This is a genomic window from Pseudomonas costantinii (assembly GCF_001870435.1).
GTDB lineage: Bacteria > Pseudomonadota > Gammaproteobacteria > Pseudomonadales > Pseudomonadaceae > Aquipseudomonas > Aquipseudomonas costantinii.
This window is the reverse complement of sequence record NZ_MDDR01000039.1, coordinates 61,529-84,481: the sequence shown is the minus strand read 5'-3', so window position 1 is coordinate 84,481 and position 22,953 is coordinate 61,529. Positions and strand designations below refer to the sequence as shown.

Annotated in this window: 25 protein-coding genes and 1 tRNA gene; 22 read left to right on the top strand and 4 right to left on the bottom strand. The window is 57.9% G+C overall.

Translation table 11 applies throughout. From position 1 onward, the window contains the following. Positions 1–25 precede the first annotated feature (25 nt). The 6 genes from BFL40_RS24150 to BFL40_RS24125 are packed head-to-tail and all read left to right on the top strand — an operon-like array spanning position 26 to position 5,976. Complete coding sequence (locus BFL40_RS24150; protein ID WP_071486285.1) at positions 26–1,579, top strand: sugar ABC transporter ATP-binding protein; 1,554 nt, start codon at positions 26–28, stop codon at positions 1,577–1,579. After that, entirely contained in the window at positions 1,576–2,553 is a 978-nt protein-coding gene (locus BFL40_RS24145) for an ABC transporter permease (protein ID WP_071486284.1), read from the top strand. The genes BFL40_RS24150 and BFL40_RS24145 overlap by 4 nt, the downstream gene beginning before the upstream one ends. Before the next feature lie 3 nt (positions 2,554–2,556). Continuing rightward, positions 2,557–3,579 (top strand): LacI family DNA-binding transcriptional regulator, encoded by a 1,023-nt coding sequence (locus BFL40_RS24140; protein ID WP_071486283.1) that lies wholly within the window; start codon positions 2,557–2,559, stop codon positions 3,577–3,579. Between the two features lie 23 nt (positions 3,580–3,602). After that, positions 3,603–4,520, top strand: coding sequence for a ribokinase (gene rbsK / locus BFL40_RS24135; RefSeq protein WP_071486282.1), 918 nt, complete (start codon positions 3,603–3,605; stop codon positions 4,518–4,520). Continuing rightward, positions 4,517–4,921 carry a D-ribose pyranase gene (gene rbsD / locus BFL40_RS24130; RefSeq protein ID WP_071486281.1) on the top strand — a complete coding sequence of 135 codons (405 nt, stop codon included), beginning with the start codon at positions 4,517–4,519 and terminating at the stop codon, positions 4,919–4,921. Before rbsK ends, rbsD begins: the two co-directional genes overlap by 4 nt. A 26-nt stretch (positions 4,922–4,947) precedes the next feature. Continuing rightward, positions 4,948–5,976, top strand: coding sequence for a nucleoside hydrolase (locus tag BFL40_RS24125; protein ID WP_071486280.1), 1,029 nt, complete (start codon positions 4,948–4,950; stop codon positions 5,974–5,976). A gap of 33 nt (positions 5,977–6,009) precedes the next feature. Here BFL40_RS24125 and BFL40_RS24120 read toward each other — a convergent pair whose 3' ends face one another. Next, on the bottom strand, positions 6,010–6,222 hold the full coding sequence (locus BFL40_RS24120) for a hypothetical protein (protein WP_071486279.1): 213 nt from the start codon (positions 6,220–6,222) through the stop codon (positions 6,010–6,012). A gap of 153 nt (positions 6,223–6,375) precedes the next feature. Here BFL40_RS24120 and BFL40_RS24115 point away from each other — a divergent pair, with 153 nt between their 5' ends. Continuing rightward, positions 6,376–6,684 (top strand): hypothetical protein, encoded by a 309-nt coding sequence (locus BFL40_RS24115; protein ID WP_071486278.1) that lies wholly within the window; start codon positions 6,376–6,378, stop codon positions 6,682–6,684. 144 nt (positions 6,685–6,828) lie between these two features. Further along, positions 6,829–7,149, top strand: coding sequence for an I78 family peptidase inhibitor (locus BFL40_RS24110; protein ID WP_071486277.1), 321 nt, complete (start codon positions 6,829–6,831; stop codon positions 7,147–7,149). Between the two features lie 73 nt (positions 7,150–7,222). On the opposite strand, the gene BFL40_RS24105 is transcribed toward BFL40_RS24110, so the two are convergent. Together BFL40_RS24105 and BFL40_RS24100 are read right to left on the bottom strand one after the other, a co-directional pair. Further along, the gene (locus BFL40_RS24105) at positions 7,223–7,435 is read right to left on the bottom strand and encodes a cold-shock protein (protein WP_003179963.1); all 213 of its coding nucleotides are present in this window, start codon (positions 7,433–7,435) and stop codon (positions 7,223–7,225) included. A gap of 289 nt (positions 7,436–7,724) precedes the next feature. Beyond that, complete coding sequence (locus tag BFL40_RS24100; RefSeq protein WP_083374555.1) at positions 7,725–8,039, bottom strand: hypothetical protein; 315 nt, start codon at positions 8,037–8,039, stop codon at positions 7,725–7,727. 366 nt (positions 8,040–8,405) lie between these two features. Here BFL40_RS24100 and thrS point away from each other — a divergent pair, with 366 nt between their 5' ends. The 9 genes from thrS to BFL40_RS24055 all read left to right on the top strand — a co-directional run bounded on the left by thrS (position 8,406) and on the right by BFL40_RS24055 (position 15,859). After that, positions 8,406–10,328, top strand: coding sequence for a threonine--tRNA ligase (gene thrS / locus BFL40_RS24095; RefSeq protein ID WP_029294245.1), 1,923 nt, complete (start codon positions 8,406–8,408; stop codon positions 10,326–10,328). Continuing rightward, positions 10,328–10,879, top strand: coding sequence for a translation initiation factor IF-3 (infC, locus tag BFL40_RS24090; protein WP_015884933.1), 552 nt, complete (start codon positions 10,328–10,330; stop codon positions 10,877–10,879). The genes thrS and infC overlap by 1 nt, the downstream gene beginning before the upstream one ends. A 59-nt stretch (positions 10,880–10,938) precedes the next feature. Further along, a complete protein-coding gene (gene rpmI / locus BFL40_RS24085; protein WP_002553160.1) occupies positions 10,939–11,133 on the top strand; it encodes a 50S ribosomal protein L35 in 195 nt (64 codons plus the stop codon). Between the two features lie 28 nt (positions 11,134–11,161). Continuing rightward, positions 11,162–11,518: a 50S ribosomal protein L20 gene (gene rplT, locus BFL40_RS24080; RefSeq protein ID WP_003174975.1), complete on the top strand. Its 357-nt coding sequence runs from the start codon at positions 11,162–11,164 to the stop codon at positions 11,516–11,518. Between the two features lie 109 nt (positions 11,519–11,627). After that, a complete protein-coding gene (gene pheS, locus BFL40_RS24075; RefSeq protein ID WP_065874065.1) occupies positions 11,628–12,644 on the top strand; it encodes a phenylalanine--tRNA ligase subunit alpha in 1,017 nt (338 codons plus the stop codon). Positions 12,645–12,670: 26 nt separating this feature from the next. After that, entirely contained in the window at positions 12,671–15,049 is a 2,379-nt protein-coding gene (gene pheT / locus BFL40_RS24070) for a phenylalanine--tRNA ligase subunit beta (protein WP_071486276.1), read from the top strand. 3 nt (positions 15,050–15,052) lie between these two features. Continuing rightward, positions 15,053–15,355 (top strand): integration host factor subunit alpha, encoded by a 303-nt coding sequence (gene ihfA, locus BFL40_RS24065; protein WP_002553164.1) that lies wholly within the window; start codon positions 15,053–15,055, stop codon positions 15,353–15,355. Further along, a complete protein-coding gene (locus BFL40_RS24060; protein WP_003174972.1) occupies positions 15,336–15,692 on the top strand; it encodes a MerR family transcriptional regulator in 357 nt (118 codons plus the stop codon). Before ihfA ends, BFL40_RS24060 begins: the two co-directional genes overlap by 20 nt. A gap of 90 nt (positions 15,693–15,782) precedes the next feature. Next, positions 15,783–15,859: transfer RNA gene (locus BFL40_RS24055), tRNA-Pro, on the top strand. A 186-nt stretch (positions 15,860–16,045) separates the two neighbouring features. Here BFL40_RS24055 and bamA read toward each other — a convergent pair. Further along, entirely contained in the window at positions 16,046–18,412 is a 2,367-nt protein-coding gene (gene bamA, locus BFL40_RS24050) for an outer membrane protein assembly factor BamA (RefSeq protein ID WP_071486275.1), read from the bottom strand. Between the two features lie 223 nt (positions 18,413–18,635). On the opposite strand from bamA, the gene BFL40_RS24045 reads away from it, so the two are divergent. The 5 genes from BFL40_RS24045 (at position 18,636) to BFL40_RS24025 (ending at position 22,942) form a co-directional block, all read left to right on the top strand. After that, positions 18,636–19,319: a response regulator transcription factor gene (locus BFL40_RS24045; RefSeq protein ID WP_071486274.1), complete on the top strand. Its 684-nt coding sequence runs from the start codon at positions 18,636–18,638 to the stop codon at positions 19,317–19,319. After that, entirely contained in the window at positions 19,316–20,599 is a 1,284-nt protein-coding gene (locus BFL40_RS24040) for a sensor histidine kinase (RefSeq protein WP_071486273.1), read from the top strand. Before BFL40_RS24045 ends, BFL40_RS24040 begins: the two co-directional genes overlap by 4 nt. A 68-nt stretch (positions 20,600–20,667) precedes the next feature. Continuing rightward, positions 20,668–21,120: a hypothetical protein gene (locus BFL40_RS24035; protein ID WP_071486272.1), complete on the top strand. Its 453-nt coding sequence runs from the start codon at positions 20,668–20,670 to the stop codon at positions 21,118–21,120. Positions 21,121–21,390: 270 nt separating this feature from the next. Continuing rightward, positions 21,391–22,059, top strand: coding sequence for a GntR family transcriptional regulator (locus BFL40_RS24030; protein WP_071486271.1), 669 nt, complete (start codon positions 21,391–21,393; stop codon positions 22,057–22,059). A 76-nt stretch (positions 22,060–22,135) separates the two neighbouring features. Continuing rightward, positions 22,136–22,942: an ABC transporter substrate-binding protein gene (locus BFL40_RS24025; RefSeq protein WP_071486270.1), complete on the top strand. Its 807-nt coding sequence runs from the start codon at positions 22,136–22,138 to the stop codon at positions 22,940–22,942. Positions 22,943–22,953: the final 11 nt, after the last annotated feature.

Below are 22,953 nucleotides of genomic sequence, written 5' to 3'. Positions count from 1 at the left end.
TGAGCGGACGCCTGGAGATTTTCCTATGTCATCTTCCGCCCCGAACGCTGTCCTCTCGGTCAGCGGTATCGGCAAGACCTATGCCCAACCGGTTCTATCCGACATCACCCTGACGCTCAATCGTGGGGAAGTGCTGGCGCTGACCGGTGAGAATGGCGCAGGTAAAAGCACGTTGTCGAAAATTATCGGCGGGCTGGTCACGCCGACCACCGGGCACATGCAATTCAATGGTCAGGATTATCGTCCGGGCAGCCGCACCCAGGCTGAAGAGCTGGGCGTGCGTATGGTTATGCAGGAGCTCAACCTCTTGCCCACCCTGACGGTGGCCGAAAACCTGTTTCTGGATAACTTGCCCAGTCACTGTGGCTGGATCAGCCGTAAGCAACTGCGGACCGCCGCGATTGAAGCCATGGCTCAAGTCGGCCTGGATGCGATCGACCCGGACACCCTCGTCGGCACCCTGGGCATCGGTCATCAGCAGATGGTTGAAATCGCACGCAACTTGATCGGTGATTGCCACGTACTGATTCTCGACGAACCCACGGCCATGCTCACTGCCCGTGAAGTCGAAATGTTGTTTGAACAAATCACGCGCCTGCAGGCCCGCGGCGTGGCGATCATTTATATCTCACACCGGTTGGAGGAGCTGGCCCGCGTCGCCCAACGCATTGCAGTATTGCGCGACGGCAAGCTGGTCTGCGTCGAGCCGATGGCCAACTACAACAGCGAGCAACTGGTGACCTTGATGGTCGGTCGCGAGTTGGGTGAACAGATCGACCTGGGGCCACGTACAATCGGTGGTCCAGCCCTTACGGTGAGCGGGTTGACCCGCTCGGACAAGGTCCGTGACGTGTCTTTTGAAGTGCGTGCCGGCGAAATTTTCGGTATCTCCGGCCTGATCGGTGCAGGCCGCACCGAACTGTTGCGCCTCATCTTTGGTGCAGACCTGGCGGACAGTGGCACCGTAGCCCTAGGCTCGCCGGCCCAGATCGTCAGTATTCGTTCTCCGGTAGACGCTGTCGGCCATGGGATCGCTCTGATCACCGAGGACCGCAAGGGCGAAGGCTTGCTGCTGACTCAGTCCATCAGCGCCAATATTGCCCTGGGCAACATGCCGGAAATTTCCGGTGGCGGTGTGGTGAATGGTCGTGACGAAACCGCCTTGGCCAAACGCCAGATTGATGCCATGCGCATCCGTAGTTCCAGCCCGGCGCAGTTGGTGTCGGAGCTGTCGGGCGGTAACCAGCAGAAAGTCGTGATTGGCCGCTGGCTGGAGCGCGACTGTGCTGTGATGTTGTTTGATGAGCCGACTCGGGGCATCGACGTCGGTGCCAAGTTCGACATTTATGCCTTGCTCGGCGAATTGACCCGCCAGGGCAAAGCGCTGGTGGTGGTGTCCAGTGATTTGCGGGAATTGATGCTGATCTGCGACCGAATCGGCGTGTTGTCTGCCGGGCGCCTGATCGAGACATTCGAGCGCGACAAATGGACCCAGGACGAGTTGCTCGCTGCCGCCTTTGCAGGCTATCAAAAACGTGATGCGCTGCTGAACGACGCAGTGCTTAGGGATGCACCATGAAAACAACAACTTCCCCCGGTAAAACTGGCGGCAACTTCTACGGCCTGGGCACCTATTTGGGGTTGGCCGGTGCCTTGCTGGCGATGATTGCACTGTTCTCAGTGTTGAGTGATCACTTCCTGTCCTATGACACCTTCAGCACCCTGGCCAACCAGATCCCGGACCTGATGGTGCTGGCGGTCGGCATGACCTTCATTCTGATCATCGGCGGTATCGACCTGTCGGTGGGCTCGGTGCTGGCATTGGCTGCGTCGGCGGTCAGCGTGGCGATTCTCGGCTGGGGTTGGAGCGTCTTGCCGGCCGCCGTGCTCGGCATGGGCTGCGCTGCATTGGCAGGCACCATCACCGGTTCGATCACGGTGGCCTGGCGGATTCCGTCGTTTATCGTGTCCCTCGGTGTGCTGGAAATGGCCCGCGGTGTGGCTTACCAGATGACCGGTTCTCGCACCGCCTATATCGGTGATTCATTTGCCTGGCTGTCCAACCCGGTTGCCTTCGGGATTTCGCCCTCGTTTATCATTGCCTTGCTGGTAATTATCGTCGCTCAGTTGGTCTTGACCCGTACCGTGTTCGGTCGTTACCTGATCGGTATCGGTACTAACGAAGAGGCTGTGCGCCTGGCCGGGATCAACCCCAAACCGTACAAGATCCTGGTGTTTAGCCTGATGGGGCTGTTGGCCGGTGTGGCGGCGCTGTTCCAGATTTCACGCCTGGAGGCGGCAGACCCGAACGCCGGTTCCGGCCTTGAGCTGCAAGTGATCGCAGCCGTGGTCATCGGCGGGACCAGCCTGATGGGTGGGCGTGGCTCGGTCATCAGTACCTTCTTCGGTGTGTTGATTATTTCGGTATTGGCAGCAGGCCTGGCGCAGATCGGTGCTACGGAACCTACTAAACGTATCATTACCGGTGCCGTGATCGTGATTGCCGTGGTGCTCGACACCTATCGCAGCCAGCGCGCCAGTCGGCGAGGCTAAACCATGGCAACGATCAAGGATGTGGCAGCGCTTGCGGGTATTTCCTACACCACCGTGTCTCATGTGGTGAACAACACGCGTCCGGTCAGTGAGCCGGTACGCATCAAGGTTGAAGCGGCGATCAAGCAACTGGATTATGTGCCGAGTGCGGTTGCGCGCTCGCTCAAGGCCAAGACCACCGCCACCATCGGCTTGCTGGTGCCCAACAGCCTCAACCCGTATTTCGCGGAACTGGCTCGGGGTATCGAGGATTACTGCGAGCGTAATGGCTATTGCGTGATCCTCTGCAACTCCGACGACAATGCTGAAAAGCAGCGCAGCTACTTGCGAGTGTTACTGGAGAAACGCATCGACGGTTTAATCGTGACGTCGGTGGGTGGCGACGACAGTGGCCTTGCCGCTGGCTTGAGTGCAGTGCGCACCCCCATGGTGATTGTTGACCGGGCGCTGGACGGTATTGATGTCGACCTGGTGCGCATCGATCACGAGGAGGGCGCCTATCTGGCGACCCGACATTTGCTTGAGCTGGGGCACCGGGACATCGCCTGCATTGGTGGCCCCGGCCATACACGCGTGGCGCAAATGCGTCTGGCGGGGTATCACCGCGCGCTGCGGGAGGCGGGCGTGGAGGTGGCGGCCAATCGCATCCAGGAAAGCGACTTCACCAGCACCGGCGGTTATGCTGCCGCGGTGCGGTTACTGTCGGAAAACCCGCCCAGCGCGATTTTCGCCAGCAACGACATGATCGGTTTCGGCGTATTACGCGCCGCCGCAGAACGCAATATCCGGGTGCCCGGCGAGCTGTCGGTGATCGGTTTCGATGATATTCAAATGGGTCGTTACGTTTACCCCGCGTTGACCACGGTCGGGCAGTCGATCGTGCAATTGGGCGAGACGGCTGCTGAGCTTTTACTGCGACGAATTGCGACACCCCAACTGCCGATCGACCAACGCATCGTGACGCCGAGTATTGTGTTGCGTGAGTCAACGGCGCCATTTGCCGGTGTGTTTGCCCAATACCGCTGAACCGAATTGATGAGTACTGATGTATGCCAGCAAAAGTAGTGGTAGTAGGCAGCTTGAACATGGACTTGGTCACCCGCGCCAGTCGGCTGCCCCGCGCCGGTGAGACCCTGATTGGCCAAACGTTCTCCACCGTCCCCGGCGGGAAGGGCGCGAACCAGGCCGTGGCTTCGGCGCGCCTGGGAGCTGATGTGGCGATGATCGGTTGCGTCGGCACTGACGCCTACGGCACGCAATTGCGCGATGCATTGCTGGTGGAGGGCATCGATTGCCAGGCCGTCAGCGCGGTGGATGGTTCCAGCGGCGTGGCGCTGATAGTGGTAGATGACAGCAGCCAGAATGCGATTGTGATCGTGGCCGGCAGCAACGGTGAGCTGACGCCCGCTGCGTTGCAGGTTGCTGATGCGGTGTTGCAGGCAGCCGACGTAATTGTCTGCCAACTGGAAGTGCCGATGGCTACCGTAGGCCATGCTCTCAAGCGCGGTCGTGAGCTGGGCAAGACGGTGATCCTGAACCCTGCTCCGGTCAGCGGGCCCTTGCCGGCCGAGTGGTACGCCTCGGTCGATTACCTGATTCCTAACGAAAGCGAAGCCTCGGCCCTGAGCGGTGTGACAGTCGACTCCCTTGACAGTGCCAAGGTCGCCGCGACGCAATTGATCAAGGCTGGTGCCGGCAAGGTCATTATCACGCTTGGCGCGCAGGGCGCCCTGTTTGCCGACGGCAAAGGCTTTGAGCATCTGGTGGCGCCCAAGGTCAAGGCAGTGGACACCACCGCTGCCGGTGACACCTTTGTTGGTGGTTTTGCGGCCGCGCTCGCCAATGGCAAGAGCGAAGCTGAGGCCATCCGGTTTGGTCAGGTCGCGGCGGCGTTGTCGGTCACCCGTGCCGGTGCGCAACCCTCTATTCCAACGCTGCACGACGTTCAAGGTTTTGTGCCCTCATGAAAAAGACACCGCTGCTCAATATCGCCCTGTCGCGCGTGATCGCGTCCCTTGGTCATGGTGACATCCTGGTAATCGGCGACGCCGGCCTGCCGGTGCCGCCGGGCGTCGAGTTGATTGACCTGGCGTTGACTCAGGGCATTCCGGACTTCATCAGCACCTTGCGCATTGTGCTCAGCGAGATGCAGGTGGAAAGCCACGTATTGGCGGAAGAAATCCTGCTCAAACAGCCGCCGGCGCTGACGGACCTCAATACGCTGACCGAACAAGCCGCCCTGGGCGAGCGTCGTTTGGTCAGTCATGAAGAGTTCAAGCAACTGAGCCGCAAGGCGCGCGCTGTTGTTCGCACTGGCGAATGCCAGCCTTACTGCAACATCGCGCTGGTCTCCGGCGTAACGTTCTAACGTTTCCCTACGACAAGGAGTGTTTCATGCAACGTGGTCTTCCAACCCTGAAAAACCTGTTTCGGAGTGTCCTGCTTTTGTCCGCACTCACTGCAGCCAGCGCCCAAGCGGCGGAAAAAATCGACCTGATCATCGACACCGATCCGGGTGCCGATGACGTGGTGGCCTTGCTGTTTGCCATGGCCTCCCCAGAGGAGTTGAGCATTCGCGCGCTGACTACCGTCGCCGGTAACGTGCGACTGGACAAGACTTCTCGCAATGCGCGCTTGGCCCGCGAGTGGGCGGGGCGTGAGGATATTCCGGTATACGCCGGTGCGCCTAAACCAATGCTGCGTACTCCGATCTATGCCGAAAACATCCACGGTAAGGAAGGTATTTCCGGTGTCACCGTGCACGAGCCGAAAAAAGGCCTGGCCGAAGGCAATGCCGTTGATTACTTGATCAAGACCCTGAGTACAGCCAAGCCCCATAGCATCACCATTGCCATGCTCGGCCCACAGACCAACCTGGCATTGGCGTTGACCCAAGCGCCGGAAATCACCCAAGGCATCAAGGAAGTGGTGGTGATGGGCGGTGCGCACTTCAACGGCGGCAACATTACGCCGGTGGCCGAGTTCAACCTGTTCGCGGACCCTATCGCGGCTGAAATCGTGCTCAAAAGTGGCGTCAAACTGACTTACCTGCCGCTGGACGTGACCCACAAGGTTCTGACCAGCGAAGCGCGCCTGAAGAAAATCGCAGCGCTTAACAACAACGCGAGCAAGGTGGTTGGCGACATTCTCAATGAATACGTCAAGGGCGACATGGAGCACTATGGCATTCCAGGCGGCCCGGTACACGATGCCACCGTGATTGCCTACCTGCTCAAGCCGGCATTGTTCAGTGGGCGTGAGGTTAATGTGGTAGTGGACAGCCGTGAAGGTCCGACCTTTGGCCAGACCATTGTTGATTGGTATGACGGTCTGAAACAGCCGAAGAATGCTTTCTGGGTTGAAAATGGCGACGCCCAGGGTTTCTTCGATCTGCTCACTGAGCGCTTGGCGCGCCTGAAGTAATGTGTTTGCCGGTCGGCGCTCGCCGGCCGGTTCTTATTCGCGTTCGGGGTCGTGTGCCCCCATGTGGTCGGCTGGGTATTTTTCAAATACCTGGCCGATAAACGCTTGCGCGGCCTGAGTGCCGAGTTCTTTGACCAGCAGGTCGATACCAATGATTGCCAGCTCCTCCGGGCTTCCGGGGCTGTAGGAACTTTGCCCTTGGGGCCACTTGGCTTTGATGTCGGCTTGGAGGGTTACGGTGGTCATGGAGGCTCACGAGTCTGAAAGGCTGGGTAGTGCGCTGGAAAGCGGTTATTGCGGGCTCAGTTAACCATTTTGCGCCGCATTTGGCACTGCTACTTAGGAATGAAGGGGGGGTGTGCGACACTGGCGTTCTGTCTAATTGCCGGGAAACACCGCGTGCAGATCGATTTGAATAACCCCGAGAACCTTACGTTGGCCGCCGTGCGCCAACTGCTCGCCAGTGCCAGTGATGACGAACATACCCAGTTGCGGGTGACCAAGACCGGTATTGCTTACATCTCCTCCGGGAAGACCGTGGGGGGCGTGGAGATCGATGGGCTGTTGTTTCGCCTGGAAACCTGGGCCAAAGGGTCAGGTTATGTCGGTAACGTGGCGGCAAGCGATGAAGTCTGGGTGACGCAGATATTCAATGCCCTGAAGCAGAACTGGCCAACGCCACCGTTTGACTACATCGACATCTACTGAGTACGTTCATATCTGGTGACGATTGACCGAACAAATGCCGGTCGAGAGTCAGGCAGACTTGCCCATTGGCGGTTTACGTCTTGAAACCAATCCGCCTTACCGCTGTCGCACGATCTCTTTCCATTTTTTATCATAGGAGGCTTCATGCCTTGGAAGCTCGCATCATTCGGTACTTTATTGGCAGCACTCGCGTTGGCGGGTTGCAGCACCCCGGGTGCCCCTGAGCCAGGCAAAGACGCTACCGTTGCTGACGCTGCTCATAGCCGCTGTGAGTCGAAGGCTGCCGAGTTCGCAATCGGCCAGAAAGCCTCTCCCCAGTTGCTGGACCAGGCGCGTACCCGTGCCGGGGCGCAGAATGCGCGGATCCTCAAGCCCAATGACATGATCACGCTGGAGTACCGCTCCGACCGCCTGAACCTGAACACTGATGACAATCTGGTGATCACGCGAGTCAACTGCGGCTGATAGTCTTCCGGCTTTTGCTTCACCCATAAAAAACCCCGTCACATGGACGGGGTTTTTTAGATCGGCGCAGAAATTACTCTGGGCGAACCTGTGCAGCTTGCATACCCTTTTGGCCTTTCTCAGCCACGAAGGAAACGGTTTGGCCTTCTTTCAGGCTTTTGAAACCGTCGCTTTCGATAGCTTTGAAGTGTACGAACAGGTCGTCACCGCCACCTTGAGGAGTGATGAAGCCGAAGCCTTTTTCATCGTTGAACCATTTAACGGTGCCGGTTTGGCGATTAGACATGGTGTATCTCCAAGAAACATATATTTTCAGTAGTGCTGTGCTGCTCAGGCCAACTGGGCACACCGGGCTATCATAGTCGAAATGTTCGGCTTGGGAGCCCCCCCAAGGCATTGTTTGCTAATCAATAGCGCTACATTTAGTGCTCTGACCGGCTGAAAGCCCCGTTTTACGGGGCTTTGGTGCAAAATCTAAGCTAGTAAAAAAAGCCGTAAAAGCTGCGTAATTTGTGAGAAATGGCAGGTTTGAGGCTGTTTTTTCAGCAAAATAGCCGTCTGATCAGTGGCCGATATTAGTTTTTCTTCACGACTTTGCAGGACGAAATAGCCGAAACTGCTTTGTTTTTAAGCTCCGGGCTGGCGTTCTGGTTGGTCATGAGTTCCTTGATTTCCGCAGTGCTCAATTCGGCGTTGATCTTGTCGGCGCCGCATTCGCAATGGTCTTTGGCAGTTTTGGCATCAACGCTTTGTTGGGCGGCTGCACTGCAATCTTTGACGAAACTGTCGCGTGCACCGGCTGGCCAGTTTGACGGTGCTGCGGCTTGCGCGCCGAGGGAAAGGAGGGTCAGGGAAGCGGCGAGAGCGAGGGTCGAGGTAAAACGCATCATGAAGTGCTCCTTTGATTCGAGGACGAACAGCGATTTTCAGCGGGTTTGAGGCTCGGCGTACAGCCCAAGTTCACTTTCGGGGTTATAAAACCTGGAATTTGTCCTTACATAAGGTGGCGCCAGCACGATGACCGTTCATCTGTGCTAGCATCTTGCGCTTGGCAATTTCCAGGCGTGCCATATGCCGCCTTGCCACGTTATGTTTAGCTCACTCCAGTCACTCTGGTTCGATTATCGGTTGGCCGAAAGGCTCCTGCCGCTGTAAGGCAGGCGTTCATCACTGAACGGCCTGGTATTGGATCTTGTACTGGCTCATCCCAACCCACGTGACCTTTGGTAGGGGTCACCACTAGGAGAGGAGGCGCCATGCCAACTATTACTCTTCCCGACGGCAGTCAACGTTCATTTGATCATTCGGTTTCCGTAGCCGAGGTCGCTGCATCCATTGGTGCGGGCCTGGCCAAAGCCACCGTGGCCGGCAAAGTCGACGGCAAGCTGGTTGACGCCAGCGACCTGATCACCACCGATGCCAGCCTGCAAATCATTACGCCCAAGGATCAAGAGGGGCTGGAGATCATTCGCCACTCTTGCGCGCACTTGATTGGCCACGCGGTCAAACAACTGTACCCAACCGCGAAAATGGTGATCGGCCCGGTCATCGATGAAGGCTTCTATTACGATATCGCCTACGAGCGTCCTTTCACTCCGGACGACCTGGCGGCTATCGAGCAGCGCATGCACGCGCTGATCGAAAAAGATTACGACGTAATCAAGAAGGTCACTCCGCGCGCCGAAGTGATCGACGTATTCACTGCTCGTGGTGAGGACTACAAGCTGCGTCTGGTGGAAGACATGCCGGATGAGCAGGCCATGGGCCTGTACTACCACGAAGAATATGTCGACATGTGCCGTGGCCCGCACGTGCCGAACACGCGCTTCCTCAAGTCGTTCAAACTGACCAAGCTGTCCGGTGCCTACTGGCGCGGCGATGCGAAGAACGAGCAACTGCAGCGGATCTACGGCACTGCCTGGGCTGACAAAAAGCAACTGGCCGCCTACATCCAGCGCATCGAAGAAGCCGAGAAGCGCGACCATCGCAAGATCGGCAAGCGCCTGAACCTGTTTCACCTCCAGGAAGAAGCGCCGGGCATGGTGTTCTGGCACCCGAACGGCTGGACCCTGTACCAGGTGCTCGAGCAGTACATGCGCAAGGTACAGCGTGAAAACGGCTACCTGGAAATCAAGACTCCGCAGGTTGTTGATCGCAGCCTATGGGAGAAATCCGGGCACTGGGCCAACTACGCCGACAATATGTTCACCACTCAGTCGGAAAACCGCGACTACGCCATCAAGCCAATGAACTGCCCATGTCACGTGCAGGTGTTCAACCAAGGCCTGAAGAGCTACCGCGAGTTGCCGATGCGCTTGGCCGAGTTTGGTGCCTGTCACCGTAACGAGCCATCGGGTGCTCTGCACGGCATCATGCGCGTGCGCGGCTTCACTCAGGATGACGCCCACATCTTCTGCACAGAAGAGCAGATGCAGGCTGAATCCGCTGCGTTCATCAAGCTGACCATGGACGTTTATCGCGATTTCGGCTTTACCGAAGTCGAAATGAAACTGTCCACTCGTCCGGAAAAACGCGTCGGCTCCGACGAGCTGTGGGATCGCGCCGAAGCTGCACTGGCCGCTGCGCTGGACAGTGCGGGGCTTGCGTACGATCTGCAGCCGGGGGAGGGTGCGTTCTACGGTCCGAAGATCGAGTTCTCACTGAAAGATTGCCTAGGCCGTGTCTGGCAGTGTGGTACCCTGCAGCTCGATTTTAACCTGCCGATCCGTCTGGGAGCCGAATACGTCTCCGAAGATAACAGCCGTAAACACCCGGTTATGCTGCACCGGGCGATCCTCGGTTCGTTCGAACGGTTCGTCGGGATCCTGATCGAGCACTACGAGGGTGCGTTCCCTGCGTGGCTGGCTCCGACCCAGGCAGTGATCATGAATATCACTGATAAACAGGCAGATTTTGCCGCTGAAGTTGAAAAAACTCTCAACGAAAGCGGATTTCGTGCCAAGTCCGACTTGAGAAATGAAAAGATCGGCTTTAAAATCCGCGAGCATACTTTGCTCAAGGTTCCCTATCTTTTGGTTATCGGAGATCGGGAAGTCGAGATGCAGACTGTCGCTGTGCGTACTCGTGAAGGTGCTGACCTGGGCTCGATGCCCGTCGCCCAGTTCGCTGAGTTCCTCGCGCAAGCGGTTTCCCGGCGTGGTCGCCCAGATTCGGAGTAATTATTATTAAGCGTGAAATGAGACAAGATAAACGAGCTGCACCGAAAGCCCCGATCAACGAGAATATCTCGGCACGCGAGGTTCGGTTAATTGGCGCTGACGGCGAGCAGATTGGCATCGTCTCGATTGATGAAGCGCTTCGTATTGCTGAAGAGTCCAAATTGGACCTGGTGGAAATCTCCGCTGATGCAATCCCACCCGTTTGCCGGGTGATGGACTACGGCAAGTCGATCTTCGAAAAGAAGAAGCAGGTTGCCGCAGCGAAGAAGAACCAGAAGCAGATTCAAGTAAAAGAAATCAAGTTTCGTCCAGGGACGGAGGAAGGGGATTACCAGGTAAAACTGCGCAACCTGGTACGTTTCCTGAGTGATGGGGACAGGGCCAAGGTATCCTTGCGATTCCGCGGCCGTGAGATGGCGCACCAGGAGCTGGGGATGGAACTCCTCAAGCGGGTTGAAGCTGACCTGCTCGAGTACGGTTCGGTCGAACAGCATCCTAAGATGGAAGGACGCCAGCTTATTATGGTCATCGCCCCGAAAAAGAAGAAGTAATCAATAGGGCACGGCAGGCCTTCTGATTATGTTTATCAACTGAATGCGGAGTACCGAACATGCCAAAGATGAAAACTAAAAGTGGTGCTGCTAAGCGGTTTCTGAAAACTGCTAACGGTATCAAGCACAAGCACGCTTTCAAGAGCCACATCCTGACCAAAATGTCGACCAAGCGTAAGCGTCAACTGCGCGGTAGCAGCTTGCTGCATCCGTCTGACGTGGCAAAAGTCGAGCGCATGCTGCGCCTTCGTTAATTTTAGTCAAGAATAGAGGAAGTAACTCATGGCTCGTGTAAAGCGTGGCGTCATTGCCCGTAAACGTCACAAAAAAATTCTGAAACTTGCTAAAGGCTACTACGGCGCGCGTTCACGCGTATTCCGTGTTGCCAAGCAAGCGGTAATCAAGGCTGGCCAATACGCCTACCGCGACCGTCGTCAGAAAAAACGTCAGTTCCGCGCTCTGTGGATCGCTCGTATCAACGCTGGTGCACGTGTTAACGGTCTGTCCTACAGCCGTTTCATCGCTGGCCTGAAAAAAGCGTCCATCGAAATCGACCGTAAGGTTCTGGCTGAACTGGCCGTGAACGAAAAAGCGGTGTTTGCTGCGATTGTCGAGAAAGCTAAAGCCACCTTGGCTTAAGTACCCCCGACAGTCACCCTGGGCTGCTCCTGTAGCCCAAGGTGGTAAACGTCTTAAATAGGGGAAGAGCCTTCAAGCTCTTCCCCTATTTTGTATCTGGAGTCTGTACATGGAAAACCTGGACGCGCTCGTCGCTCAAGCTCTTGAGGCTGTGCAAAGCGCTGAAGATATCAATGCCCTGGAGCAAATCCGGGTTCACTACCTTGGCAAAAAGGGTGAATTGACTCAGGTGATGAAGACCCTGGGGAATTTGCCGGCCGAAGAGCGACCGCAAGTCGGTGCGCTGATCAACGTCGCCAAGGAACGTGTCACAGAGGTTCTCAATGCGCGCAAGGCGTCGCTCGAGGAGGCCGATCTTGCGGCCAAGCTCGCCGCCGAGTCCATTGACGTGACCCTGCCTGGCCGTGGCCAGACCTCGGGCGGCCTGCATCCGATTACTCGGACTCTGGAACGTATCGAGCAGTTCTTCACCCACATTGGCTATGGCATTGCCGAAGGCCCTGAGGTCGAAGACGATTATCACAACTTCGAGGCGCTCAACATCCCAGGCCATCACCCGGCCCGGTCGATGCACGACACCTTCTATTTCAACGCGAACATGCTGTTGCGCACCCATACCTCGCCGGTACAGGTCCGCACCATGGAAGCGAACAAGCCGCCGATCCGCATCGTCTGCCCTGGCCGTGTGTACCGTAGCGACTCGGATATCACCCATTCGCCGATGTTCCACCAGGTCGAAGGCCTGCTGGTCGATCGCGATATCAACTTCGCCGACCTCAAAGGCACCATCGAAGAGTTCCTTCGCGTGTTCTTCGAGAAAGAGCTGGCGGTACGTTTCCGTCCATCGTTCTTCCCGTTCACTGAGCCATCCGCTGAAGTCGACATGGAATGCGTGATGTGCAGCGGCAAAGGCTGCCGCGTCTGCAAACAGACCGGGTGGCTGGAAGTGATGGGTTGCGGGATGGTTCACCCCAACGTGCTGCGCATGTCCGGGATCGATCCGGAAGAGTTTTCGGGCTTTGCCTTCGGCATGGGCGTTGAGCGTCTGGCCATGCTGCGTTACGGCGTGAACGACTTGCGTCTGTTCTTCGACAACGACTTGCGGTTCCTCGCGCAATTTCGCTAGTCGTAACGAATCTTTAGGAGAGCAGGATGAAATTCAGTGAACAATGGCTGCGCGGCTGGGTAAGCCCGCAGGTAGATCGCGACGAGCTGGTTGCTCGTCTGTCGATGGCCGGTCTTGAGGTCGATAGCGTTACGCCGGCCGCCGGTGTTTTCAGTGGCGTGGTCGTGGGCGAGGTGCTGAGCACCGAACAGCACCCGGATGCCGATAAATTGCGTGTGTGTCAGGTCAGCAATGGCTCAGAAACCTTCCAGGTCGTGTGCGGAGCGCCTAACGTGCGCCCGGGCCTGAAGATTCCGTTCGCCATGATCGGCGCCGAACTGCCAGGCGACTTCAAGATCAAGAAGGCCAAGCTGCGCGGCGTCGAGTCCAACGGTATGTTGTGCTCCCAGGCTGAACTGCAGGTAGGTGAGGGCAACGATGGCCTGATGGAACTGCCGGTCGATGCACCGGTAGGTCAGGACATCCGTGTCTACCTGGAACTGGAAGACGCCAGCATCGAGGTCGACCTGACCCCGAACCGCGGCGACTGCCTGTCCCTGGCTGGCCTGGCCCGTGAAGTGGGCGCGCTGTACAACGCTCCCGTCACCCGTCCAGTGGTTATCTCCGTGGCGGCGGTGCACGACGAAGTACGTCCTATTGACGTGTTGGCCCCCAATGCTTGCCCACGTTACCTGGGTCGGGTGATCCGTAACGTCGACCTGTCCAAACCAACACCACTGTGGATGGTTGAACGCCTGCGTCGCGCCGACGTGCGCAGCATCGATGCTGCTGTCGACATCACCAACTACGTGATGCTTGAGCTGGGCCAGCCTCTGCATGCTTTCGATCTTGCCGAGATCAACGGCGGCATTCGTGTTCGTATGGCTGAAGAAGGCGAGAAGCTGGTGCTGCTCGACGGCCAGGAAGTTACCCTGCGCGCCGATACCTTGGTGATCGCTGACCATTCCCGCGCCCTGGCGATTGCCGGCGTGATGGGGGGCGAGCATAGCGGCGTATCTGCAACCACGCGTGACATTTTCCTTGAGAGCGCGTTCTTCGACCAGATCGCAATCGCTGGCAAGGCCCGCTCTTATGGCCTGCACACGGATGCTTCGCACCGCTACGAGCGTGGCGTTGACTGGAAGCTGGCCCGTGAAGCCATGGAGCGCGCTACTGGCCTGCTGCTGGAAATCACCGGTGGCGAAGCCGGCCCGATCACCGAAACCGTCAGTGAGCAGTACCTGCCATCCGTTGCACCGATCACCCTGCGCGCCAAAAGCGTTGAGCAAATGCTCGGTCTAGTGATCGATCCTGCTGAAATCGAGCAACTGTTGTCAGCTCTCGGCCTGGGTATTACCGCAGGTGGGGCAGGGCAGTGGCACGTTGAGGTGCCAAGCCACCGTTTCGATATCAGCCTGGAAGTTGACCTGATCGAAGAACTGGCCCGTTTGTACGGCTACAACCGCCTGCCGGTTCGTTACCCGCAAGCGCGCCTGGCGCCGCAACCCAAGGCCGAGGCGCGTGCGCACCTGCCTGAACTGCGCCGTCTGCTGGTTGCCCGTGGTTATCAAGAAGCAGTGACCTATAGCTTCATCGATCCTAAGCAATTCGAACTGTTCAATCCGGGCGTTGAGCCGTTGCTGTTGGCCAACCCAATCTCCAACGACATGGCTGCCATGCGTTCGTCGCTGTGGCCGGGTCTGGTGAAAGCGCTGTCTCACAACCTGAACCGTCAGCAAGATCGCGTACGTATGTTCGAAAGCGGCCTGCGTTTTGTCGGCCAACTCGACGGCCTGAAGCAAGAGCCGATGCTGGCGGGCGTAGTGTGCGGTAGCCGTCTGCCGGAAGGTTGGGCGCAGGGTCGCGATGTGGTGGACTTCTTCGACGTTAAAGCTGACGTGGAAGCGGTGTTGGGCTTTGCCGGTGCACTGGACGACTTCGCGTTTGTACCAGGCAGCCATCCGGCGTTGCACCCAGGCCAGACTGCACGTATTGAGCGTGAAGGTCGCCTGGTGGGCTTCGTCGGTGCTATCCACCCAGAGCTGTCGAAAACCCTTGGTCTCGACCGCCCAGTCTTCGTTTTTGAGCTAGTCTTGGCTGAAGTTGCATCGGGCAAAATGCCTAAATTCAGCGAGTTGTCGCGCTTCCCTGAAGTGCGTCGTGACCTGGCCCTGATCGCCGACCGTGAAGTCGCCGCCACTGCTGTTCTGGATGTAATCCGTGAAAATGCAGGGGAATGGCTGACAGACCTCAGGCTATTTGACGTTTATCAAGGTAAAGGTATTGATCCGCATAGAAAAAGCCTTGCAGTTGGCTTGACCTGGCAGCATCCATCGCGCACTCTTAATGACGATGAGGTGAATACCACGACACAAAATATCCTCACCTCGCTCGAACAAAGGTTGAACGCCACGTTAAGGAAGTGACGTATGGGGGCTTTGACGAAAGCTGAGATGGCGGAACGTCTGTACGAAGAGTTGGGTCTGAACAAGCGCGAGGCCAAGGAATTGGTCGAGTTGTTTTTTGAAGAAATCAGGCACGCTCTGGAAGACAACGAGCAGGTCAAATTGTCCGGTTTCGGCAATTTTGACCTGCGGGACAAACGCCAGCGGCCTGGCCGCAATCCAAAAACGGGAGAAGAAATCCCGATCACGGCTCGCCGTGTGGTCACCTTTCGTCCAGGGCAGAAGTTGAAGGCCCGAGTTGAGGCTTATGCTGGAACCAAGTCATAACGACGAGCTACCCGTCATCCCAGGCAAACGCTACTTCACCATTGGTGAAGTCAGCGAGCTCTGTGCGGTCAAACCGCACGTGCTGCGCTATTGGGAGCAGGAGTTTCCTCAACTCAACCCCGTCAAACGCACCGGGAACCGTCGGTATTATCAGCGCCAGGATGTGCTGATGATCCGACAGATCCGCGCGTTGCTGTACGATCAGGGGTTCACCATCAGTGGCGCGCGCCAGCGTATGTCCGGTGACGAAGCCAAAGACGACACCACCCAATACAAGCAACTGATCCGCCAGATGATCTCGGAACTCGAAGATGTGCTGGTGGTTCTGAAGAAATAATCCCGGCTTTTAAAATACTTCCACATTTCAAAAGCTTGCGGTATATTCCGGATCGCTTCGTTAAGAAGCGAACCCAGTAACACGCCTAGTCGGGGCGTAGCGCAGTCCGGTAGCGCACTAGCATGGGGTGCTAGGGGTCGAGTGTTCGAATCACTCCGTCCCGACCATATTTTTGAATGACTTAGCCCAACCTGAAACGGTTGGGCTTTTTCATGTCTGAAAAAACTGCATATCTATCTTCACGAAAAACTGGACTGTCTGCCGCGATGTGTCAGATACAGCTTCTAGCGATCAGCTCGGAATCTCTTGCAGGGGCCTGGTCGGTGCCAACTCTGCAGCCGGCTCGCACACAATCAAAACGTCTGTCCCATGGAAAACTGAAATATCTGTTTATCCGCATTCTCAGGCGTTCGAATCGGATACGCCAAGTTCACACTCAGCGGCCCCAACGGGCTGTACCACGTCACGCCGACCCCCACTGAACTGGCCATCTGGCTCAAATCCACGCCGCCACAGCCCTGTGTCGTGCTGAGATAGCACTTGTCCGAATAAACCGTACCCACATCCCAGAACACTGAGGTGCGCACGGATTTGTTGTCCTTGATGAACGGCACCGGGAACAGGTATTCCGCGCCACCGGTGATCAGGATGTTGCCGCCCAACGCCTCAGTGGTCCGGTCCGAGTAATACGCTTGCCCGGCGCTCGCATAAGCCCCGGTAGCCGGGGTGTTGCGTGGGCCGAGGGTGCCGCTTTCAAAGCCGCGCACCGAGCCTTCGCCGCCCGCGGTATAGGTTTCGTAGAACGGTAGGCCGTCCGTCGAACCATAGCCGTTGCCGTAGCCGAGCTTGGTATGGAAACGCAGGGTCGTGTTGTTGCTGACGGGCATGTAGGTCTGCCCGGAATAATCGAGTTTGTAGAAGCTCAGAGAGCTGCCCGGCACCGTCACCATCAGGTTGAGGTTCTGCGAGTGTCCCCGGGAGGCCAATACGCCTTTGTTCAGTGTTGATTCCGACCAGCCTACGTTGGCCTTGTAGTTGGTGAATTCCTTGCCTTCGCGTTCGATAAAGTCGTAGATCTCGTCGGCGCTGTAGGTGCCCGGTTCGATGCTGTCGTGTTGCGCCGTCAGGCCAAAACTCAATCTTGAGGTTTCGTTGATCGGGTAGCCGAGCGTGGTGCCAAGGCCAAAACTATTGATGGAGTAGTACGAAACGCCGTCATCGTAGTACTTGTTGTAATCGGTCTTGCTGTAGAAGGCGTTGTAACCCAGGCTCACCCCGTCCGTGGTGAAGTAGGGGTCGGTAAAGCCGATGTTGTACTTGCTTTGGTAGGACGAGCGGGTCAACCCCAGGCTGGCGTAATTGCCGGTGCCGAGGAAGTTGTTCTGGGTAATCGAACCACCCAGGATCAGGCCCGCGCTCTGGGCGAAACCGACACTGGCGGTGATCGAGCCGGAGGCTTGTTCTTCCACGGCGTAGTTCACATCCAGTTGGTCATCGACTCCCGCCACTGCCGGTGTCTCAACGTTAACCTCCTTGAAGAACCCCAAGCGATCGAGACGAACCTTGGACTGGTCAATCAGGTAGGTCGACGCCCAGCCACCTTCCATCTGACGCATCTCGCGGCGCAGTACCTGGTCGTCAGTCTTGGTATTTCCGCGGAAATTGATGCGATTGACGTAAGCCCGCTTGCCAGGGTCGACGGTGAAGGTGACGTCCACCGTGTGATCCTCCTCATGAGTCTGCGGCACGCCGGTAACGTTGGCGAACGTATAGCCTTCGTTGCCCAGGCGACGGGTGATCAGCTCTGAGGTAGTGGTCATCAATTTGCGCGAGAACACCTGGCCCTTCTGCACCAGTAGCAGGGCGTTGACCTGCTCCTCGGGCACTTTCAGCGCGCCACTGAGTTTCACCTCGCGCACCGTGTATTTCTGGCCTTCTTGAATGTTCACGGTGATGTAGACGTGCTTTTTGTCCGGGGTCATGGACACCTGGGTCGAGGTGATATCCATATTGATATAGCCGCGATCCAGGTAGTACGAGCGCAACCGCTCAAGATCGCCGGTCAGTTTCTCGCGTGCATATTTGTCATCGTTCTTGAAAAACGACAGCCAGTTGCTGGTCTTGAGGGTGAATTGGTCGATCAGCGCGTCGTCGGGGAACACCGTGTTGCCCACCACGTTGATGTGCTGGATCGCCGCGACTTGTCCTTCATCGATCTTGATCTTCAAGCCCACACGATTGCGCGGCTGGGCAACTACCTCAGTGTCCACTGAGGCTGAGTAACGACCTTGGGCGACGTATTGGCGTTGCAACTCGTTGCGCACACCTTCGAGGGTGGCGCGCTGGAAAATTTCGCCCTCGGCGAGACCTGACTGCTTCATGCCCTTCATCAGATCATCCGTGGAGATGGCCTTGTTGCCCTCGAACTCGATACTGGCAACCGAAGGGCGCTCGACTACATTGATGATCAGCACATCGCCGTCGTGGCTCAATTGAATGTCCTGGAAGAACCCGGTCTTGAACAGCGCACGGGTGGCGTCCACCAGGCGTCGGTCATTCGCTTCGTCGCCGACGTTCAACGGCAATGCTCCGAATACGCTGCCCGCAGACACCCGTTGCAGGCCGTTGATTCGAATATCCGAGATTTTGAAGTCTTGGGCGAGTGTCAGTGTGGCATTGAGTAGCAGCGCAACCGAGCAGAGCAGGCGCGAAAAATTCATCAAGATCTTTTCCAGAACACATCGACAAGCAGCGCCGGCGCGCTTGGATAACTCGCCGCAGACGAGTCGTCACACCGCGGCCGGACCGGTGAAGATCCAGCATAAGAGCGCGGGGCGTTTGGTGCGGTTAACCAAGTGTCAAGTTAGGTAAAGGTTGGGCTGAAACAATGACGCTGCGAGGTGCACGGCCGATAATGCGCAACTACCCACTGATGAGCCCGCGATGATCTCCGTACTGTTAGTCGACGACGACCAGGAATTGACTGGACTGCTGAGCCAATACCTGGAGCGTGAAGGCTTTGAGGCGACGGCCGTGCACACGGGCGAGGAGGGTGAGGTCCAGGCGCTTTCCGGGCGCTACAGCATTGTGGTGTTGGACGTCATGTTGCCGCAGCGCTCGGGCATTGAAGTGCTCAGGCGCATCCGCGCCGTCAGCCAGGTGCCCGTGGTATTGCTCACCGCCCGTGGCGACAACATCGACCGCATCACCGGCCTGGAGCTCGGCGCCGATGATTATGTGCCCAAGCCCAGCTCTCCCGGCGAGTTGGTTGCACGCCTGCGCGCCATCATGCGCAGGGTGCAGCCGGTGGACCAGCCAACCACGGAAGTGATCAAGACCGGTTCGTTGGTGTTATGGCCCGGCAAGCGCCAGGCCCTGTGGAAAGGTGTTGAGCTCGGCGTGACCAGCACCGAGTTCAGCCTGTTGGAAGAGCTGGCCCGCAGCGCTGGCCAGGTGGTGAGCAAAAAGGACCTGTCGCTCAACGCCTTGGGCTGCCCGTTGACCCGCTATGACCGGCGCATCGACGTGCATATCAGCAGCATCCGGCAAAAACTGGGACCACGCCCGGATACCAAGGCTTGGATCCAGAGCGTGCGAGGCCTCGGTTACCTGTTGATTGCCGAATGACCAAGCCCAGCCTGCTGTTCTGGAAACTGTTCCTGGCCTTTTGGTTGGCCACCACCCTGACGTTTCTGGTGGGGATCGGCATTCTTGAACTGAACCGTTTGCGGCCGAATGACCCGCACATCGAAGCCATCCTGGCGAGTGAAGCAAAGCTGCTGCAGCAATTCGGTGTCGAAGCGGCCGGCCAGCTTTTGACGGTATGGGAGCGTCCGCCGGATGAGGCCATTGGCGTCTATGACAATACCGGCCGATTGCTGGTGGGGTCGCCTGTTGCGCAGCCGGTCTATGAGCGATCGGTCATCAGCAAGGAGGGCCTGGCGCTGTCGATCCGCTCCACCCATGCACCCGGTAACCCTCCCGGCAGGCCCTGGCATCAGATCCCGCTGATCATCGGCACGGTGATGAGTGCGCTGTTCAGCGGCTACATGGCCTACTACCTGGCCTGGCCGCTGGCTTACCTGCGACGGGCGATGAGCGACGTCGCCCAAGGGCGCTTCGAAACTCGGGTCAAGCCCGCCATGGGCAAGCGCCGCGATGAAATTGTCGACCTGGCCGAAGACTGTGACCGCATGGCCAACCAGTTGAAGGTGATGGTGGAGGCCCAGCAACACTTATTACACGACATCTCCCATGAACTGCGCTCACCGCTGACACGTATGCAGGCGGCTATCGGGCTGTTGCGCCAGGATTCAGCCCGCCTGGAAATGCTCGAACGCATCGAGCGCGAATCCGAGCGCATGGACACACTGATTGAAGCCTTGTTGACCCTGGCACGCCTGCAAGGACGCCCCGAAAGTATTGAGCGTGAGTCTGTGGATATCGTCGAATTGTTGGCGATGATTGTCGAAGATGCGCAGTTCGAGGCCGGACTCAAAGGCTGTCACGTCCACCTGCAGGCGTGCCCGCCGTTTATCGCCTGTGTCAGCGGCGAGTTGTTGTACCGCTGCTTCGAGAATGTGATTCGCAACGCCGTTCGCTACACCCGGCCGGACTCCAGCGTGCGGGTGTCGACCCAGGTCAGCACGGATGGCAACCGCCTCAAGGTGCGGATTACGGACCAGGGGCCGGGCGTCGCAATCGACCGGCTGCAAAGCATCTTCCACCCATTCGAGCGTGGCGTAGGAGACGCCAGCGTCGGTTTCGGCCTGGGTCTGGCCATCGCCGCAAGGGCTGTGCAAATGCACGGCGGCAGCATCGTGGCGCGCAACGAGCCGGGCGGCGGGCTGACCGTGGAAGTCAACCTGCACAACGCGCGATCTTTACACGATATTACATTGGCTTGACGGCCCTGTACGCCGTGCCTCCTTAGACTTGATGCCTTGGTGATGCCATTGATTGAGTGGAGGTGGCGATGTTTCAGGTACATAAAAAGGGTTTCGTGTCCGGCCGAAAAATGGTCGACGGTCTAGTCCCATACGACTTCTTTTGCGAAGACAGCCCGGCGATCAATCTGTTTGTATTTACCGGCGCTGCCACGCCGGATGCAACAGTTGAGGAGCAGACGCTGTGGGGCTTCACCCGGCTGGAGCGGTTCGAGGCGATGACCAGCGCACTGGTGAGCAACAAGAAACACGCGGGCTGGTTCCAAAGTGTCAGCGTACTCACCGGGCCCAACCAGAACGGCACGCAAAGCGTGAAATTCCAGCGCGTGCTGAAAATCATCAAACACGCCAGCGCCACCCGCAAAGTCGACTACGAGATCCTGACCGACGAAGGTGACACCTACTTCACCCGGCAGGCTGTCGCTGAAAACAGCGAACAAACCATCATTTATTCGGCCGAGCCATCCGGTCAGTGCGCGTGAAAATCCCGCGTGTTACGCGTCACCGGGCGCAAGGAATAAGAACATCAACAGCTAAGGTTATGTCCACCGCCTGTTACTTCCGCCCACTGATGGGGCGTTTTCTGAGCCATTAGGTAGCAACTTCCTACGCAAGCTTTCCCCGCGCTCGCCGACATTTCCCACCTATTGCATCCGAATCAATCACTTGGCACGCCGCCCAAACAGTTGGCACGCATCCTGCTTTTTTGCATTCGTGGATAATTGGATACAAAAATTCAAAAGGTGTTGCCGATGCAATTTGCCCCCGCTTACGTTGACCGTCAGCCCTTGACCGCCGAGGAGGAGGCCTACAACTTCCTGCTCGACGCCATTTGTGGTGGCCGCTACCGCAAGGGCGACCGTCTGATCGCCGAGGACATCGCCAGTGAGATCGGCATGAGCCGCATGCCGGTGCGCGAAGCGTTTCGCCGCCTGGATGCCCAGGGCCTGGTGACCCTGCGCCCCAACCGTGGCGCCATCGTCAGCGGCCTGGATATCGATGAGTTGCATGAAGTGTTCGAAATGCGCAGCGCCCTCGAAGGGCTGGCGGTGCGCGTCGCGGTCAGCCGCATCGGCGAGCGCCAGTTGGCCGCCTTGGAGCGCTTGCTGGACGAGATGGACGACTACCGCGACGAAAGCGCCGAGTGGGTCAGCCGGCACCGCGCCTTCCACGAATACCTGTGCAGCCTCAGTGGTCGCCCGCGCTTGATGAAGCAGATTTCGGCGCTTTACTCGCTGGTCGAGGCGCCCATGCGGTTGTGGTTGCAGCACGGTGAAAAACCCCTCAGCGCGCGCCAGGAACACGCGGTGATCCTCGACGCGATTCGCGCCGGTGATGCCGCCCGCGCCGAAGTCGTGGTGCGCGAGCACATCGAAGGCACCGTGCCGGCGCTGATTCAGTTTCTGCAATCCGAAAAATAATAGGAGCGGGCCCAAGCCCGCCCATGTTTTGACTTTGAGTCCTGCCCCGTTAATCAACGAACTGGAGTGTCTGGTCATGCATAAACGCCGCGCCTTGCTGGTCGCCGTCTCCCTCGGCCTCTGTACACAATGGGCCGCCGCCGCGCCTCAGGTGCCGGAGCGCTTGCAGAAGGTCGATAAACTCACCTACTGCTCGGGGATGGATTCTCCGCCACTGGTGTCCTTCGATGAAGCCCAGAAACCTCGCGGGCTGACTGTCGACCTGGGCCTGGAAATCGCCAAGCGCCTGGGTGACAAACAGGTGCAATGGCGGGTGATTCCGTTCTCCGGTCTGGTACCGGCGTTGCTCGCTCAACAGTGCGACATGATCGTCGACCAGTTGTTCGACAAACCCGAGCGGCGACAGGTAATCGACATCGTCAACTACATGTATTCCAGCCAGTCGGTGGTGGTGCCCAAGGGCAACCCCAAGGGCATCAAGGCGCTGGATGATTTGTCCGGTCACAAGGTGGCGGTGCTCAACGGTTCCACGATCAAGACTCTGCTGGATACCCAGAACGAAAGCCTGACCAAGGCCGGCAAGCCACCGATGAAACTGGTGGTCTATAACACCGACACCGATGCCTTCCAGGCCTTGCGTATCAGCCAGGTCGACGCTTACGGCACCACCGTGGAAACTGCCGGTTACTACGCCGCGATGGCCCCGGACCTGTTCCAGGAAGGGGTGCCGGCCTTCAGCCGAATCCTCACCGGCCTGGGCATGCGCAAGGACGATCCGCAACTGACTGCCGCCGTGCAGCAGGTGATCAGCGACATGCGCAGCGATGGCAGTTACGTGCAGTTGCTGAACAAGTGGCATGTCAGCAGCGACACACTCGACTGAGGCGCACCTGC

Excerpts from the sequence above, each read along its gene's own strand:
- BFL40_RS24150 (WP_071486285.1), top strand. The coding sequence starts at position 26 with ATGTCATCTTCCGCCCCGAACGCTGTCCTCTCGGTCAGCGGTATCGGC.
- BFL40_RS24145 (WP_071486284.1), top strand. The coding sequence starts at position 1,576 with ATGAAAACAACAACTTCCCCCGGTAAAACTGGCGGCAACTTCTACGGC.
- BFL40_RS24140 (WP_071486283.1), top strand. The coding sequence starts at position 2,557 with ATGGCAACGATCAAGGATGTGGCAGCGCTTGCGGGTATTTCCTACACC.
- rbsK (WP_071486282.1), top strand. The coding sequence starts at position 3,603 with ATGCCAGCAAAAGTAGTGGTAGTAGGCAGCTTGAACATGGACTTGGTC.
- rbsD (WP_071486281.1), top strand. The coding sequence starts at position 4,517 with ATGAAAAAGACACCGCTGCTCAATATCGCCCTGTCGCGCGTGATCGCG.
- BFL40_RS24125 (WP_071486280.1), top strand. The coding sequence starts at position 4,948 with ATGCAACGTGGTCTTCCAACCCTGAAAAACCTGTTTCGGAGTGTCCTG.
- BFL40_RS24120 (WP_071486279.1), bottom strand. The coding sequence starts at position 6,222 with ATGACCACCGTAACCCTCCAAGCCGACATCAAAGCCAAGTGGCCCCAA.
- BFL40_RS24110 (WP_071486277.1), top strand. The coding sequence starts at position 6,829 with ATGCCTTGGAAGCTCGCATCATTCGGTACTTTATTGGCAGCACTCGCG.
- BFL40_RS24105 (WP_003179963.1), bottom strand. The coding sequence starts at position 7,435 with ATGTCTAATCGCCAAACCGGCACCGTTAAATGGTTCAACGATGAAAAA.
- BFL40_RS24100 (WP_083374555.1), bottom strand. The coding sequence starts at position 8,039 with ATGATGCGTTTTACCTCGACCCTCGCTCTCGCCGCTTCCCTGACCCTC.
- thrS (WP_029294245.1), top strand. The coding sequence starts at position 8,406 with ATGCCAACTATTACTCTTCCCGACGGCAGTCAACGTTCATTTGATCAT.
- rpmI (WP_002553160.1), top strand. The coding sequence starts at position 10,939 with ATGCCAAAGATGAAAACTAAAAGTGGTGCTGCTAAGCGGTTTCTGAAA.
- rplT (WP_003174975.1), top strand. The coding sequence starts at position 11,162 with ATGGCTCGTGTAAAGCGTGGCGTCATTGCCCGTAAACGTCACAAAAAA.
- pheS (WP_065874065.1), top strand. The coding sequence starts at position 11,628 with ATGGAAAACCTGGACGCGCTCGTCGCTCAAGCTCTTGAGGCTGTGCAA.
- pheT (WP_071486276.1), top strand. The coding sequence starts at position 12,671 with ATGAAATTCAGTGAACAATGGCTGCGCGGCTGGGTAAGCCCGCAGGTA.
- ihfA (WP_002553164.1), top strand. The coding sequence starts at position 15,053 with ATGGGGGCTTTGACGAAAGCTGAGATGGCGGAACGTCTGTACGAAGAG.
- BFL40_RS24060 (WP_003174972.1), top strand. The coding sequence starts at position 15,336 with ATGCTGGAACCAAGTCATAACGACGAGCTACCCGTCATCCCAGGCAAA.
- bamA (WP_071486275.1), bottom strand. The coding sequence starts at position 18,412 with ATGAATTTTTCGCGCCTGCTCTGCTCGGTTGCGCTGCTACTCAATGCC.
- BFL40_RS24045 (WP_071486274.1), top strand. The coding sequence starts at position 18,636 with ATGATCTCCGTACTGTTAGTCGACGACGACCAGGAATTGACTGGACTG.
- BFL40_RS24040 (WP_071486273.1), top strand. The coding sequence starts at position 19,316 with ATGACCAAGCCCAGCCTGCTGTTCTGGAAACTGTTCCTGGCCTTTTGG.
- BFL40_RS24035 (WP_071486272.1), top strand. The coding sequence starts at position 20,668 with ATGTTTCAGGTACATAAAAAGGGTTTCGTGTCCGGCCGAAAAATGGTC.
- BFL40_RS24030 (WP_071486271.1), top strand. The coding sequence starts at position 21,391 with ATGCAATTTGCCCCCGCTTACGTTGACCGTCAGCCCTTGACCGCCGAG.
- BFL40_RS24025 (WP_071486270.1), top strand. The coding sequence starts at position 22,136 with ATGCATAAACGCCGCGCCTTGCTGGTCGCCGTCTCCCTCGGCCTCTGT.